14 protein-coding genes are annotated in these 15515 nt (G+C 59.7%); 11 read left to right on the forward strand and 3 right to left on the reverse strand.

Features of this window, described 5'->3' with window-relative positions; translation table 11 throughout:
- Window positions 1-171 precede the first annotated feature (171 nt).
- Both GQE99_RS15065 and GQE99_RS15070 read right to left on the reverse strand, forming a co-directional pair.
- Window positions 172-1620 carry a xylulokinase gene (locus GQE99_RS15065; RefSeq protein ID WP_161352467.1) on the reverse strand — a complete coding sequence of 483 codons (1449 nt, stop codon included), beginning with the start codon at window positions 1618-1620 and terminating at the stop codon, window positions 172-174.
- A 15-nt stretch (window positions 1621-1635) separates the two neighbouring features.
- Window positions 1636-2613 (reverse strand): phosphotriesterase family protein, encoded by a 978-nt coding sequence (locus GQE99_RS15070; RefSeq protein WP_161352468.1) that lies wholly within the window; start codon window positions 2611-2613, stop codon window positions 1636-1638.
- 150 nt (window positions 2614-2763) lie between these two features.
- On the opposite strand from GQE99_RS15070, the gene GQE99_RS15075 reads away from it, so the two are divergent.
- From GQE99_RS15075 to GQE99_RS15115, 9 genes are all read left to right on the forward strand, one after another.
- Complete coding sequence (locus GQE99_RS15075) at window positions 2764-3678, forward strand: phosphotriesterase family protein (protein ID WP_161352469.1); 915 nt, start codon at window positions 2764-2766, stop codon at window positions 3676-3678.
- 11 nt (window positions 3679-3689) lie between these two features.
- Window positions 3690-4430, forward strand: coding sequence for a creatininase family protein (locus GQE99_RS15080; protein WP_161352470.1), 741 nt, complete (start codon window positions 3690-3692; stop codon window positions 4428-4430).
- A 33-nt stretch (window positions 4431-4463) separates the two neighbouring features.
- Entirely contained in the window at window positions 4464-5357 is an 894-nt protein-coding gene (locus tag GQE99_RS15085) for a MurR/RpiR family transcriptional regulator (RefSeq protein ID WP_161352471.1), read from the forward strand.
- Window positions 5358-5424: 67 nt separating this feature from the next.
- Window positions 5425-6531, forward strand: coding sequence for an ABC transporter substrate-binding protein (locus GQE99_RS15090; RefSeq protein WP_161352472.1), 1107 nt, complete (start codon window positions 5425-5427; stop codon window positions 6529-6531).
- 23 nt (window positions 6532-6554) lie between these two features.
- Window positions 6555-8108, forward strand: coding sequence for a sugar ABC transporter ATP-binding protein (locus GQE99_RS15095; protein WP_202530858.1), 1554 nt, complete (start codon window positions 6555-6557; stop codon window positions 8106-8108).
- On the forward strand, window positions 8105-9085 hold the full coding sequence (locus GQE99_RS15100; RefSeq protein WP_161352473.1) for an ABC transporter permease: 981 nt from the start codon (window positions 8105-8107) through the stop codon (window positions 9083-9085). The genes GQE99_RS15095 and GQE99_RS15100 overlap by 4 nt, the downstream gene beginning before the upstream one ends.
- A complete protein-coding gene (locus GQE99_RS15105; RefSeq protein ID WP_161352474.1) occupies window positions 9082-10056 on the forward strand; it encodes an ABC transporter permease in 975 nt (324 codons plus the stop codon). Before GQE99_RS15100 ends, GQE99_RS15105 begins: the two co-directional genes overlap by 4 nt.
- Window positions 10053-11525 (forward strand): xylulokinase, encoded by a 1473-nt coding sequence (locus tag GQE99_RS15110; protein ID WP_161352475.1) that lies wholly within the window; start codon window positions 10053-10055, stop codon window positions 11523-11525. The genes GQE99_RS15105 and GQE99_RS15110 overlap by 4 nt, the downstream gene beginning before the upstream one ends.
- On the forward strand, window positions 11522-12127 hold the full coding sequence (locus GQE99_RS15115; RefSeq protein WP_161352476.1) for a 2-dehydro-3-deoxy-6-phosphogalactonate aldolase: 606 nt from the start codon (window positions 11522-11524) through the stop codon (window positions 12125-12127). The genes GQE99_RS15110 and GQE99_RS15115 overlap by 4 nt, the downstream gene beginning before the upstream one ends.
- A gap of 568 nt (window positions 12128-12695) precedes the next feature.
- Here GQE99_RS15115 and GQE99_RS15120 read toward each other — a convergent pair.
- Entirely contained in the window at window positions 12696-13607 is a 912-nt protein-coding gene (locus GQE99_RS15120) for a LysR family transcriptional regulator (protein WP_161352477.1), read from the reverse strand.
- A gap of 136 nt (window positions 13608-13743) precedes the next feature.
- Here GQE99_RS15120 and GQE99_RS15125 point away from each other — a divergent pair, with 136 nt between their 5' ends.
- Entirely contained in the window at window positions 13744-15030 is a 1287-nt protein-coding gene (locus tag GQE99_RS15125) for an aconitase X (RefSeq protein ID WP_161352478.1), read from the forward strand.
- Entirely contained in the window at window positions 15027-15467 is a 441-nt protein-coding gene (locus GQE99_RS15130) for an aconitase X swivel domain-containing protein (RefSeq protein WP_161352479.1), read from the forward strand. The genes GQE99_RS15125 and GQE99_RS15130 overlap by 4 nt, the downstream gene beginning before the upstream one ends.
- The last annotated feature ends 48 nt before the right edge of the window (window positions 15468-15515 follow it).

Below are 15515 nucleotides of genomic sequence, written 5' to 3' on the forward strand. Positions count from 1 at the left end.
AGGCGCTCGTTAAGCTATTGAAAAATTTGCGTTGCCGGACCCCGCGGCTTGAACGGGTATTGAACCCGTTTGACTTTTTGAATTTTGCAAGCTGGGCTACTCCCGATCTCTTGGGCAAGATGTAGCGTAATCTCGGTTGCTCGCTGAACCTGCTGATCGGGTTAGGTGATATCATCTCTCTTCCAATAGACGAGCCCTCGGCGGCAAGCTAATTTTTCTTAGGGCTTGCGCTTGAGCTCGTCGATCTCGCAAGTGCGCGACGCGCCGCGGGTCTGGAGACCAGCCCAATTGGGGTTCCGCTCCACGCACCTCCTGTCCCAACGCGCGAAACCCAAGCACAGCCGCGCCAACCAGTGTGGGATCGTCTGACCCTGCGCGCAACAGGGGCCGGTCCAGGGTGTCGCTGATCGTGCTGGGCCAACCTGCCAGTCGCGCCCCGCCCCCTCCGAGACAAATTCGGTCAGTAGCCATGCTAGCATCGCTCAAAACGTCGATGCTGTTGGCAAGATCGAAGGCAACGCCTTCTTGGAACCCAGCGAGCAAATCAGGCATGTCGTGGCCCGCATTCAGGCCCAAAACCTTTGCTGTCTCGTCGCGGTCGAACACAGGCGAACCGGAGCCTAGCAGATACGGCAACACGAGCGGTAGTGCACGTTCGCCACCCGAGCTCTGGCGCGACTGCGCTTCCGCGGACGTCTCGCGCAGCCAATCGTCGCGTGGACGTTCCGTTCCGGATAAACGATGCAGCCAGTCAAGAACCGCACCGCCGTTGAAATGGGATGCGAGTGCGAATTTCCCGCCAACGCCATCCAGGTGGTGGGTAAGTTTGCCCACCAATTTCGGCTGCCTCTCGGACAGCGAGGCAAGTATCGTCGCTGCGGTTCCGATTGTAATCGCAGCGTCACATGACGCGCCCAGACCGACTCCAATCGCGGCCGCGCCCATGTCCCCCGTCCCTGTGACAAGCGGAACTCCTGCCAATAGGTCAAGGCGTCGAGCCCAGTCGCCATTCAGCACCCCGTCAAATGCATCGGCGCGCTGCACCTCCGGCAGAGCGCCGTCGATAAGGCCCGCGCCGCTCACGAGCTCCGCAGAATATGCGCCGGTGTCGAGGTCGAGAAGCAGGAAATTGGCCATGTCCCCAGGGTCGGTGACGAAGCCGCCGCCCATCTCGACCCGGAGGAAGTCTTTGGGCGACAACACCGTGGCAAGTTTTTCCAGTTCGACCTCGGACGCAGCGTGCAAGATTTTGGCTCGTGCAAAATGGGTGCCATCAAAATTGCCTGAAAGCGTCGCGATGGACGGATCGTTCGACAGATATGGAGTGCATTGCGTGTCGGCCAACGTGCGCACGGTCGCGAGCGGTCTACATTCTGCGTCCACGAGGATGGGTGCGCTCATATGCCCTGCAAAACTAATCGCATCTACCGGGCCTCCTGCGGCTTCGACTGCTGCCGGGGCGGCCTTCGCCAGTGCTGAGATCCAATCTCGGGGCGATTGTTCCGCGACGCCTGCTTTGGGTCGTGCGGTCGCCACCGGGGCGCTTTTTCGCGAGAGGACCGTAAGGTTTTCGTCAATGACACCCGCCTTCAGCGACCCAGTTCCAAGGTCGATGGCCAAAACCCGAGGCATCGTTCAGCCCTTCCGAAACGCGAAGGCTGATTGTGGATTCACGACGAAGAACTTGTGCAAAAGCGCATCTCCGTCGAAGCCGGCCTCGCCAGCCTCCTCGATGAAGCGTGGGCGCCATTTGTCAAGAATGAATCCCATGCCAAGTCCGCCCTCGCCGTAGTTCGCGAACATGGTGCGGCGTGCAATATCGCCGCCGATCATGATCTGGTCCTCATGTCCCCAGCGCACAAGATCGAGAATGCAGCGAGTGCGCACGTCCTCGGAATGATATTTTGCCCGCGTGATCCCGTCGAACGACAGGAAGGCTCCGCTCTGTGCAACCTTGCGATGGGTCCACGGATCGGGGTTTCGGTCCAGATGTGCGATTGTGAGGTGACGCGGATCCACACCCTCGTCGTGCACGATATCGAGTTGTTCAAGCGGCATTGTGCCCAGTTCGGTGTGCGAATGTATCGGTGCGCCGGTTTCCTTGTGCGCGTCGAGCACGCCGCGCATGATCTTGATCTCGCTTTCATTCATCGTGTTATAACCGGTGCCGAACTTGACTACGCCGCCGCGAATGTCGGTGCCATCCATGCCCTCTTCGACCTCGCGTGTGACATGGGCGCGAATATCGTTTCGCGACATGGAGTCGATCCAGTGCTGGAACGTGATGTCGCGGCCGGGAATCGTCGCAGACCACATGATCGATTTGTTGAAACCTGCCGTCGCGATGACCGTTACGCCGGCCTGGTTCGCGATGCGTTTGACTACACCAACGTCGCGCCCGTAATCGATCGCGGTCGCGTCGTAGATGGTCGTTCCACCCGCCCCCTTGAACAGGTCAAGTTCAGCCTTGGACGCCTCTGGGCTGTCGAGAAGAAAATCGGTTTGACCTTTCTCCTTCCACAACGCCGGAACGCAGTAGATGTGGTCGTGGCAATACACTGTTCCAAGTTCCGTTACGTCAATATCGCCATTTACTGTGCGCGCGAAGGCCATTGCGTTCTCCCTGCTTATACGGAAAAAATTTCCAAAAAAGATTATCATAAAAATAAGCAAATTGTAAGATCAAAATCAATTTAAGAAAAAAATTGCAATCCAATGGAGAGCTTGATAGCGTCGCTTGGATTCACATGGAAGGAGCGCCGCATGGGCAACATCCGCACGGTCAACGGAGACATTCCCGCCGACGGGCTTGGCCTGATCTATAGCCACGAACATCTGATCACTTTTCCGCCTGACGTGCAGAAGGATCGTGACCTTGAGCTTTCCAGCTACGAATGCTCACTCCAGGAGCTCAAGACGTTTCGGGACGTGGGCGGAACACTTCTTGTCGAGGCGACGACGCTTGATTACGGGCGCGACCCAGCGCAGATGGCGCGCATGTCTCGCGAGGCCGGCGTGCCTGTGGTGGCCGTCTCGGGCTTCAACAAGGCGGCGTATTTCCCGCTCTGGGTCGAGACCACTCCGGTCAATGAGATCGCCGATAAACTCATCCGCGACGTGATCGATGGTATGGACGGCGGACCGCACAAGGCAGGTCATCTAAAGTCCGGGGGGAGCTACAACTTCATCCATCCGCTTGAAGAAAAGACCACCCGCGCCGTGGGCCGCGCCCATCGCGAGACGGGCGCGCCGATTTGGCTGCATACCGAGGCGGGCACGATGGGCAACGAAATGCTCGATATCCTTGAGAGCGAGGGCGTCGACCTGGCCAATGTCGTAGTGGGGCACTGCGACCGAAACGCCGACCCCTATTATCACAAGGGCCTGGCCGATCGCGGCGCACACGTCCAGTTCGACGGCGTCAGCAAGGTGAAATACTACCCGGACAGTAGCCGCATCGCGTGCATCAAGGCGATGCTCGAGGCCGGACACGGCAAACGGCTTCTGATTTCAGGCGATATGGGGCGCGCGGCCTATCTTGCGGGATACGGGGGCGGTCCGGGTTTTGCCTTCATCGCCACGAAGTTCATTCCGCGCATGCGCGACGAAGGCATCCCCGAGGATGCGATCGAGCAAATCTTCCAAAAGACGCCCGCCGCGTGGCTGGCCAAATTCTAATCGGACCTGCCATGACCGTTGAAGCTCAGTATCTCTCGCGCGATGCCTTTGAAGAGCGTATCGCAAAATGCCCTGTCGCAATCCTTCCGCTTGGCGCGACCGAACAGCACGGGCACCATCTGCCGCTCGGCACCGACACCATTTTGGCGAATTTCTTCGCAAAACGTATCGCAGAAGCGACGGGCGCGACCGTCCTGCCGCCGATGCCCTACGGTTATTCGTGGGTCTGGCGTGACGATGCGGGTAGCGTCACGCTTGATCAGAAGGCAATGGAAGATGTGATCTGCAATGTTGCCGAAAGCATGGCGCGCGCCGGGGTCAAGCATCTCGTGCTCGTCAACGGACACGAAGCCAACTCGGCCACAATGAAATACGCATCTCGCAGGATGTGGGACCATCCTGACATCGATGTCTGGCGTTTGTTTTATCCTAATCTTTCAGAAGAACTGAAAGCCCATTGCGACAGTCCGACGTGGCACGGAATCGTTCACGCGTGTGAATTCGAGACCTCGCTAATGCTCGCCGTGGCCCCCGAGACAGTCGATATGGACAAGGCGGTGGCTGAATACCCCGAGCGCGATCCGGCGTATTTCTACGGCGGCCGCCCGATGGGGGAGCTGTCGGAAAGCGGAGTATTCGGAGACGCGACGAAAGCCACGGTCGAGAAGGGGGAGGCCATGGTCGACGTGTTCACCGATCACATGGTCGACATGGTCCGCGGTATTTGCGCCAGAGTCGATGCGGGACGATAGTGGCGTAATCAAAGCGAATTGGAGGGCGCGCCCGTGAACGATATCTTTAGCCGCATCGGCGCGATGCTCCCCGACCTCAAGCGTGCCGAGCGCAGGATTGCGGAGCTAATCCTGTCCGATGTTGACGTGGTGCTGAGAGGTTCGATCACGGAAGTCGCGGATGCTGCGTCGGTCTCCGCGTCGTCGATCACGCGGTTTTCACGGATGCTCGGGGTCGACGGGTTTAAGGATCTTAAGCTTTCCATCGCCCAGGCGCGTTCTGCTCAAAGTCCGTTCGCCCACCAATCCGTGCAGGAGCTCGATCAACGCGCGATTTCGGGCGGTCAGCTCGAAGAGATGTATCTGCAACAGATCACCGCGTCGCTGCGTTCGACCTACGCCTCGCTCGATGCGATCGCTCTCACAGACGCGATCGCCGCGCTACGGTCGGCTCGAAGGGTGAGGTTTTTTGGGGTCGCGGTTTCTGGCCTCATGGCGGAGGAGGCTGCGATGCGATTGATGCGGCTCGGCCTCGACGCGAGCTATGTCGGTGATAGCCATTTTCGCCGCATTGCTTCGACACTCCTCGGACCTGACGACGTGGCGGTGGTGGTGTCCCATACCGGTAGGTCACAAGAAACGGTAGAGGCTGCCGAGATCGCCCGTGGGGCCGGCGCGACGGTCATCGGGTTGAGTGCGCCGCACAACCCGCTCACCCAATATTGCGACATTTTGATCGGCGTTTCGGTCTACGAAGAGATCGATATTTACACGCCATCGATCTCACATTTTTCCTACCACTACGTGTTTGGCCTCATAGCCTTTCACATCGGTCAGTCAGCGGGACTGGATCGCTCGGAGCTTCTCGAGAAGATCAAAAGTGGACTCGCATGGGGTCAAATCCAATCTGCCGAAAAAGAAAATAATTTCCAAAAAGAAAATCGATGAAATTCAATGTCTTAATTAAAAATTTTGGCTTTTGGGAAAACTTTACAAAGCTTGAATTCTTGCTAACGTGAGGCATGACAACAGGAACCCGAGGTTAAAAATGCTTACAAGATTTCATTCGGCGCTTGCCGCGCTGCTGCTCTCGACCAGCACGCTTGCAGCACAGGACATCACCCTCCATTCAGACATCGGCCCGGCCGAGGATGCTGAGGTGGTCGATGTCTCGAAATATGAATCCAAGCGCGACGGCTCATACATCGTCGGCTTTTCAAATGTGGCGGTGATCAACAGTTGGACCGCCCAATTGGTGGAAGAAGCCAACTACCGTGCCAGCACGCTACCGCAAATCGAGCGCTACATCGTCACCGATGCGAACAACGACCCGTCCAAACAGGTGTCGGATGTTGAGGACATGCTGGCTCAGGGTGCTGACGCCATCGTTATCAACCCTGCCAACCCCGTAGCCCTGGTGCCCGTGCTTGAACGCGCCTACGAGGATGGAGTGGTCGTCATCGTGGTGACCGCAGACGCGAACACTGACAAGGTGACCGCCAAGATCATGGCCGATCAAGTCAAGTTCGGAACCGACGGTGGCGAGTTTCTCGTCGACGCGATGGGAGGGGAAGGCAACGTGATCGCGCTTCGGGGTATTGCGGGTCTTTCGGTTGACGACGACCGCTTTAATGGTGCTGCGGACGTGATCGGTGAGAACCCCGATATGGAGATCATCGCCGAGGAATACGCTTCGTGGTCCTACGATCAAGCCCGGCAGGCTTGTGAAAGCCTTGCGCTCGCTCACCCCCAAATCGATGGCGTTTGGTCTTCAGGCGGCGCCATGACGCAAGCCTGCGTCGAAGTGTTTAACGAGTTCGGTCGCGATCTTGTTCCGATGACCGGGGAAGCCAATAACGGTTTCTTCCGCACATGGAAAGAAAACCAGGATGCGGGTTTCGATTCAATCGCGCCGCAAAATCCGACTTGGGCCGTGGGAGAAGGGATTGCGCTGGCCGTCGCGATCCTGGAAGGACAAGAAGTCTATGACTATTACGCCGTGACCGCAGACCCCTACACCGCTGCCGATTTGGACGAGCTTTACCGCCCGGATCTCAACGACAGTTACTGGGTCGGGTCAACGCTGCCGGAAGAAAAGCTGCAAGAGCTATTCGGTAACTGAATACTACTCACGGACAAGGGCGCTTGGCAGGCTTCGTGCCCTTGTTCCGCCATAACTCCCGAATATTCAGCTTGCAGGACCCCATGACCACTACAAAAACGATCCTGGTTACCGATCTCTACAAGACCTTCGGCTCGACCCAGGCGCTTGCGGACATGCGGCTCGAAGGACGCGCCGGCGAAATTCACGCGGTTATGGGGGAGAATGGTGCCGGAAAATCGACGCTCATGAAGGTTCTGTCAGGTGTGCATCGGCTCGATTCCGGCAATATCGAGCTTGAAGGACGTTCTGTCTCCTTTGCGACGCCGCGAGCGGCGCAGGAAGCCGGAATATCTACCATCTTCCAAGAGTTTTCCCTCTTACCCAACCTGTCGGTGATGGAGAACCTCTTTCTGGGCAAGCATGACCTTCCCTCGAGCGCCCAACGTGCCCGCAGCGTAGAGCTGCTGGGGCGCTTGAACCTCGATTTCCCGCCCGAGCGCGTGGTGGAATCACTCAGCGTCGGCCAACAGCAATTGATCGAAATCGCAAAAGGTTTGCTGTCGGATGCGAAAGTATTCATATTCGACGAGCCCACCGCAGCTCTCGCCGCGCAGGAAGTTGAAACGCTGTTCGGACTAATCCGCGATCTTGCCGCGGCCGGCAAGACCGTCTTCTACGTTTCCCACCGAATGCCGGAAGTCTTCGCGCTCTGCGACCGCATAACGGTGATGAAAGACGGCCGATACGTCACCACGTTCGATACTACGGATACGGATCATGACGAGGTAGTTGAAAGCATGGTCGGCCGCCCGCTCGAAGAGCTTTTCGCTCCTCGGGCCAAAAAAATTGGCCACTGTCTTCTTCATGCCGACGAGTTGCAGGGCGACAGACTTTCGGCCCCGCTCTCGCTTGAACTGCACGCGGGCGAGATCGTCGGGCTGTCCGGTCTCGAAGGCCAGGGCCAGCAAGATCTCATGCGTCTGCTTGCGGGTTTCACACCTGCGAAAGGTGGCACGCTGTGCCTACGCGACAGCCGGGTCGAACAACAGAATGCGCGACGTCGCATCGCGATGGGTCTTGGGTTCGTTCCTGAAGGTCGCAAGGACGACGGGCTCTTCCCGTCGCTTTCGATCCTTGCGAATATGGAAACCGGCTCCGCCGCTCCGCGCCACGTTGGCGCCTGGTTCAAAGAGCCCCGCGCGCTCGTCGCTGATGTGATGCGTCGCCTTGCTGTCAAGGCCGAAGGCGTTGACCAAAACGTTATGCAACTTTCCGGCGGCAACCAGCAGAAGGTCGTGCTTGGCCGTTGGCTAGCAGCGGGTTCTCGTGTGCTCTTGTGCGAGGAGCCCACGCGCGGCGTCGATGTGGGCGCAAAACGCGAAATCTACCAGCGCCTTCGCGACTTCGCCGAGACGGGCGGCACCGTCTTGGTGTCATCTTGCGAGATGCCCGAGCTTATCGGGTTGTGTGATCGAATCCTCGTGATGCGCGAAGGCCGGATCGCAACCGAAATGCCTGCGACCCTTGCCACCGAAACCAATCTACTGGCCGCAGCGATCCCCGGTCAGCCCGTCCCAGCGGAGATTGATGCATGAGCGACACTTCCCAACGGCCCTCATTCGGCGGCCTCACCGCCCGGTTTCGACTGGATGCTCGCTTGTATCGACAGCGCGGTGCGGCATTATCGGCGCTCACCTTCACAATCATTTTCGTCGTGCTTGCGGTTTCATTGCCAGAGAACTTCTTAACAGGGCGCAACTTTTCCAACCTTTTGGGACAGCTTCCACCGCTGGTTATCGCGTCGCTAGGCCAAACCTTCGTTCTTCTGGGCGCAGGTTTCGATCTGTCGGTTGGTTCGGTCATCAGCCTCACGTCGGCAATCCTCGCGCTCGATCTGCACTGGTCAATGACAATCCCGCTCGCTTTGCTCGCTGCCGTAATCGTGGGTCTGGTCAACGGCTGGGGCGTAGTCAAAACTGGGGTGCATCCGATCATCATGACACTTGCCACCTCTTCAATCGTGCAAGGCTTGGCTCTTACGCTTCTTCCGGTCCCAGGCGGTGTGGCGCCGCCTCCGCTTGTCGCTATGGTTCAGGGCGATATTCTGGGAATTCCTTTTGGTTTTTTTTGGGTGCTTGCCGTCGGCGGCATTGCGATCCACCTGATGCACGCAACCCGCTTCGGCGCGCACCTTTACGCAGTGGGCGCGAATTCTGACTCCGCGCGTCTTTCGGGTCTGCCGGATGCCCGTATCCGCATCGGAACCTATGTGATCTCCGCGACCTGCGCGGCCATTGCGGGGTTATATCTGACCGCACGTTTGGCATCTTCGGATCCGAATGTCGGAAGCGCACTCGGCCTGGACAGTGTGCTCGGCGCCGCGCTCGGCGGAACGCTTCTCTCAGGTGGCATCGGTGGCCCGATTGGCACGTTCTTCGGGGTAGGGATCATCGGATTGCTGAACAATGGAATGAACCTCGCTGGAATTTCGCCGTTCTACCAACACGTCGTTAAGGGAACGATGCTGATCATTTCGGTGAGCTTGTTCCGTCGAAAGGAACTCGGGCTATGAGTGATGCATCCACTCGCCCCAAGCCCTCGTTTCCACGCCAGTTGCTGCGCGCGATGAAGGAATTCCCTCCAGCCTTCTGGGGGCTCATTGCCGTCTTGATCTTCGCGGCTTTCACCCAACCGCAGTTCCTGTCGCTCCCGTTCATCATGATCCTGTTGCGGCAAGCTGCTCCGCTGGGGATCGTCGCGCTTGGTCAGACTTTTGCGGTTGCGAACCGGTCGCTTGACCTGTCAGTCGGCGCGGTCATCGCGCTCGTCAACATCCTTGTGTCGGACCGGTTGTTTCTCGGCGCGCCCGCGATCTTGCCGATCAGCGTCGCGTTGGTCGCGGGGCTTGCGGTGGGCCTCTTAAACGGTGTGCTGATTACCGCGCTTCGAGCTTCGGCCGTGGTGGTCACGCTCGGCACCGCGTCGGTCGTCACCGGTGTCGGCTTTCTGATCTCCGGGGGAGCGCCCGGCAACGCGATGAGCGACACGATCAAGTTCCTCGGCCGGGGTCGCATCGACATGTTTCCGGTGTCGGCAATCTTCTGGTTGGTGACGGCCGTGCTGTCTTACATCATCTTTCGCAAGCTGATCCTTGGCCGGTTCATCATGGCAGCAGGCGACAATCCTTCAGCCGCGCGCTACAGCGGCATCCCGGTGAAACAGACGCTATTACTTTCGCATGTCCTTTCAGGCTTCTTCGCGGCTCTGGGCGGTCTGCTCTTGTCAGGGTTGATCGGTGTCGGCTCCCTCGGCCTGGGCGCAGACTATGTGCTCAGTTCGATTGCGGCGGTCATCTTGGGCGGCGCGATTTTTGGAGGTGGTGCGGGGGGCGCGGTCGGAACCGTGCTGGGCACGATGCTTTTGACCGTGATCTTGAACCTTATGACCGTCTTCGGAATTGACGAAGCGGGCAAGTTGATGGTCCAGGGCCTTGTGATCGCTGCGGCCGCGATCATCTACCAAAAGAGCAACGCGGCCCGATGACCAAGGTCGCGCTCGGAATCGACTTTGGGACATCTTCGGTCAAAGCGGTCGCACTGACGGAGAACGGCGAGGTCGTTGCCGAAGCCAACGCCCCCTATCCGATGCACCGCGCACAACCCCAATACGCCGAACAAGCGCCTGCCGACTGGATGGCGGCGATGCGCAAGGTCACGCGCGCGATCGCACGATCGACAGAGCCGGACAGAATAGCCGCGATCGGCCTGTCGGGGCAATTAAACGGCATCGTGCGTTGCAGCCCTGATGGAACGCCCGTCGGCATGGCCCTGACGTGGCTTGATCAGCGAGCCGAAGCGGCGACGCAAGTGCTTGCTGAAAAATTCGAAGACAGCTTGTATGAGATCACCGGAAACCGCGCGAATGCTATTGCGGCGGCGACAAAACTGCGCTTCCTTTCTGAGACGTCGCCCGCACATACGGGTCCTGTTCTTCAAGTGAAGGATTGGATTGCGTTCCGACTGACAGGTGAGATGCGCACCGAACGCAACGAGGCGTCGGGAACGCTACTTATGGATTTTTCGGCGTCCCGCTGGGACAAATCGCTATGCGACTGGGCCGGTGTGAGCCGGGATCAACTCCCTCCGATCGGGAATGCGACCGACCGCCTGCCGCCGCTCAAGGCGGACATCGCGGAGACACTCGGCCTGCCTCCTGGCATTCCGGTTGTTCTGGGCGCGGGCGATACAGGCGCGCTCGCCGTTGGCTGTGGCGCCTTTGCGCCAGGCGTCGTCGCCGTGACGCTCGGCACCGCGGGACATGTGGTTGCAGCCAGCCCGTTGCCCCCCGCACACGAGGTGCATGGCATGTGGCGCATGGGACATGTGTCCCCTGATCGCGAGCTTTGGCTGGGTCTGATTCCCGCGGGTGCGCTGTCAATGGAATGGCTTCGGGACATCTTCGCTTTCGGGGGGCGGCGCCCAGATTTCAAGGCGCTTGAAGCTGCGGCGCGGGCGGTCGATCCGACCGCGGTCGAGGCGATGTTCCTGCCGTTTCTTGCAGGGGCAGGAACACCCTGGAGCGCCCCGGCCAAGGCCGTGCTGTCTGGTCTCGACCTATCGCAAGGCCCCGGCCACTTGATTCATGCGGTGCAAACCGGTGTGGCCCACGCCATCGCAGCCTCTATAAACGAATTTTCCAAAGCTGGGCTTGCCATTGACACCGTGCGGCTGGCCGAGGGCGGCGCTCGATCCCAAGTATGGTGCCAAACCATCGCGGACGTTATCGGGCGAGAGGTAGAGATCCTTTCACATGGCGATACCTCGGCCGTCGGCGCCGCTTTGATCGCCTTCGCTGGCGTCTCAGACGCGCCCGCTTCGGCCGCGCTGGACGATATCATCGCGCAGGCCGTGCGCCCCATGCGCCGCTTTGTGCCAGACCGCGACCGCCACGACTTTCATCGTAGTCGCCACGATGACTTCATTTCCCGCGCCAACGAGGAGACCTTACGATGAGCCGCCCCGAGATCGTCGCCATTCTACGCGGCGTCACGCATACCACCATTGTGCCGATCTGCGAGGTCTTGATCGACGCCGGCATCCGCAAGATTGAGGTGCCGTTCAACTCACCGAAACCGTTGAAGTCCATTGAGGCCGCAGTCAAAGCTCTTGGCGACCAAGCTGCATTTGGTGCCGGGACCGTGTTGCGGGCCGAAGACGTTGATCGAGTCTCGCAGGCAGGAGGACGGATCATCGTCTCGCCCAACGTCAATGTCTCGGTCATCGCCCGGTCGGTTGCACTTGGGCTCGAAAGCTATCCGGGCGTCATGACTCCTACCGAGGCATTTCAGGCGTTGTCCGCTGGTGCGGACGCACTCAAGCTGTTTCCCGGGGAGGTGATCGGCCCAGCGGGGCTGGCAGCCATGAAAGCCGTGTTGCCGACTGGCACACGGCTTTATGCCGTCGGTGGTGTGTCCGGAGAGAACCTTGAAGATTGGGCAAATGCGGGCGCACACGGACTTGGTGTGGGTTCATCGTTGTTCAAACCTGGTGACACCGCCGCAGACACTCGGCAACGCGTAACAGCATTTCAAGGTTTCGTTTCAACTCGCCCATGACTAAATCCTCGACAGGCGTTTGTCATAGGTCCCACGTCCGCTTTTGGATTACACAATATGGTGTAGCCGTGGTTTGAAACAGCTCCTGAAAAAAACGTCCCGGCAATGAGATTCAGAGTATCGACTAACACCGATTGCGTTGCCTAGCCCGTCACTCTACTCGAAGCCCGAAACTTCTGCCCAACGGCCGGAAATAGATGGGGATTCGGTCGGTTCTGCTGATCGAGAGGGGCATCCTGGCCGAAATCGAAGCGCGGATGCAAATACCCACGTCGAGGTGACCAGTGCGGACAGGACAGGATCAATAGATCTTGACAGAGATTTCGCGGAAAGCCTTAGACAATACGCTTAGTAGTCCTTTGATCTCTAATGACCCAAGTTTGTCTAAAAAAACCCCTAACCCATTGAAAATTATAGAGGATTGCGATCCTCCCCAGAGCGCCAAAGAATTCAAAGGCTTAGCGTGAACGCGCTAAGCCTTTTTTCGTTTCATGGTCTCTTTTCGGTTTCACGAACGGCGAAGGCTTTGGGGCTGGCCCATGTGGTTCAGAACCGGCTCGTGAAGAATTCATAGCGGTGGAACCGGTTCGCGTTCCCACGGTGGGATTTCGAATTCGCGTTGCAGGTGCGAAAGCATGGCGGCGATTTCCGGGCGGTGCATCTTGTTCGACGGAACCATCGCCTTGAACCAGAGTGGCGAGACCGGGAAATCCGGGAGCACGTGCACAAGGTCGCCCCGTGAAATGTCTTCGTCCACGAGGAAAGCCGGGGCGACGGCGATGCCGAGGTGCTGGCGGGCCGCGAAATGCAGCAGGCGGCTGTCGTTCACGGTGAAGATCGAGTTGACCTCGACGGAGATCGGACCGCTGCCGCTTTCGAACGACCAGACAAGGCCGGCCGCGACGTAGACGATACAGCGGTGTTCGATGAGATCCCCCGGCGTTCCAGGGTTGCCGTGACGCGCGAGGTAGTCGGGCGTCGCCACCAAGATCCGGGGATAGGGGCAGAGCGGAGTTTCGACCACGCTCGCGTAGCTTTGCGGGAGCGCGCCGAGGGCGATATCGAACCCTTCCTCGAGCGGATTGACCGAACGATCGATGAGCATCAGCTCGGTGGTCACCGCGGGGTTCATGGCCTGAAATCGCGTGATGGCGCGGCCCGCGAACAGCGTGCCAAGCGTGGTCGGCGCTTTCATGCGCAGATGGCCTGCGATGCCGTGTTCCGGTGGCTGACCGCCGGCAAGGACTTCCTCGAGTTGCGCGACAAGAAGCTGAAGGCGGGGGCGCAGGCGATCTGCCTCGGCTGTCATGGCCAGGGACCGCGTCGAGCGAACGAACAGCCGGCTTCCCAGTTCATCTTCGAGCCGGCCCACGCGTTTGGTCACGACCGAAGGCGCGACGCCGATCTCGCGGGCCGCCGCGGAAAAGCTGCCAGCGCGGGCCGTGGCAAGAAAGGCCTTGATATCGAGAAGCATCGCCATGTCGACGACTATAGAGGCGCCCGCCACAGGGTGCGACATCTTTCTCGAATCGAGAAAGCAGATAATAGAAATGCCCTGTTATCAAGAAAGATGACTCGCGGTAGCGTTACCCAACGGCAATGCTTTGGGAGGAGCAATGCAGCTTACCGATTTCGAGAAATCCATGCTCGACGGCGCTCAAGGCGACGCCAAGGCCCGCGCGATGGACCTCTTGTTGCGCTACGGCGAGGCCCTCGGAGCCGAGCGGCTCGTCGAAACCCGCAACGTGGCCGGCGCCTTCAACGCATCGACGCCGTCGGTGCGGCACATGGTCGGCGACGGGGACGAAGAGGGCTTCGATCGCGTGTTTTCCGGGCTCAATCTCGACAGCGACGATGTTGTCGACATACCCCGGATGACCGTACCGACCTGCCAGCTCATCACCGGCATCGACATGGAAAATCACGAAACGCAGGGCGTCGACCCCGCATTGGCGGAGTTGCAGGGGAAATCCGAGCGTTACCTGGGCAAGAGGGGGGTGAACATGATGTGCACCTGCACTCCGTACCAGGTCGGAAACGTGCCCCTGCAGGGTGAGCATTGCGCCTGGATGGAAAGCTCGGCGGTGATCTACTGCAACTCGGTCCTGGGCGCGCGGACGAATGTCGAGGGCAAGGAGAGCACGGGGGCGGCCGGCCTGACCGGAAGAATCCCCTATTGGGGCCTGCATATGCCGGAAAACCGCAATGCCAATCGGCTGATCCGGCTGGACGTCGAGGTGGACGACATGTCCGAGTGGGGCGTGCTGGGATATTTTACCGGCTTCGAGGTGGAAGAGGATCAGCCGGCCTTCGATGGGCTGACGCATCAGCCGGACCTCATGAAATTGAAGCACTTCGGCGCCGCCGCGGCTTCATCGGGTGGTGTGGAACTCTATCACATGCCCGGGATCACGCCCGAGGCGCCGACGCTCGAAGCGGCCTTTGCCGGGGCGGCGTTGCCCGCACCGATCATCTATGGCGCCAAGGAGCGCAAGCGGACGTGGGAGCGGCTCCAGAACGCGACGGACCGCAAGCTCGACTTCGTCATGCTGGGTTGTCCGCATAACTCCATCGAACAGATGAGCCGGGTGGCCGAGTTGCTGGAAGGCCGGCGTATTCATCCGGACACGGCGCTCTGGGTGCACACGCCGCGCGCCATTCGACAGGTCGCAGATCGTTCCGGCTACACGGAGGTGATCGAGCGCGCCGGCGGTGTCGTGATGAGCGACACCTGTCCTTCGATCTCGCGCAAGTTGCCCAAGGGCGTGCGGGTGATCGCGACGGACAGCGCCAAGCAGGCCCATTACCTGCCGGCCATCACCAAGGTTCAGGGCTGGTTCGGGTCGGTCGAGCAATGCGTCGAAAGCGCTGTGGCCGGTGAATGGTTGGGGGTGGTGCGATGAGCACGGCAACGGACAAACCCCAAGTCATCACCCTGCGGGGGCGTCGTGTCGTCGGGGGCAAGGCCCGGGCCGAAGCACTGGTGACCACCCAGACGATTTCCGGCTGGGGCGGCATCAGCGAGAAGGATGGCTCCGTCATCGAGCTGCACCACGAACTGCACGGTCAGAGCTTCGCCGGCAAGGTCCTCGTATTCCCCGGCGCCAAGGGCTCGTCGGGATGGTCGGCCTACTTTCACATGTGCCGGCTGAACGGCACCGCGCCGGCGGCCATGCTGTTCACCCGGATGACCACCAAGATCGCGCTGGGCGCCGTGGTGACGCGGGTGCCGACGCTCACGGACTTCGACGCGGATATCTTCGAATTGATCGACACCGGCGACACGGTCGAGGTCGATGCCGACGCCGGGCTGGTGACCATCACCAAGGCGCCCGGCTGAGGAGGATTTCACCCGGATCGCGCGGCGGAGGAGGCCGCGCCACCGGAG

The sequence above is a fragment of the Maritimibacter harenae genome (assembly GCF_009882975.1).
GTDB lineage: Bacteria > Pseudomonadota > Alphaproteobacteria > Rhodobacterales > Rhodobacteraceae > Maritimibacter > Maritimibacter harenae.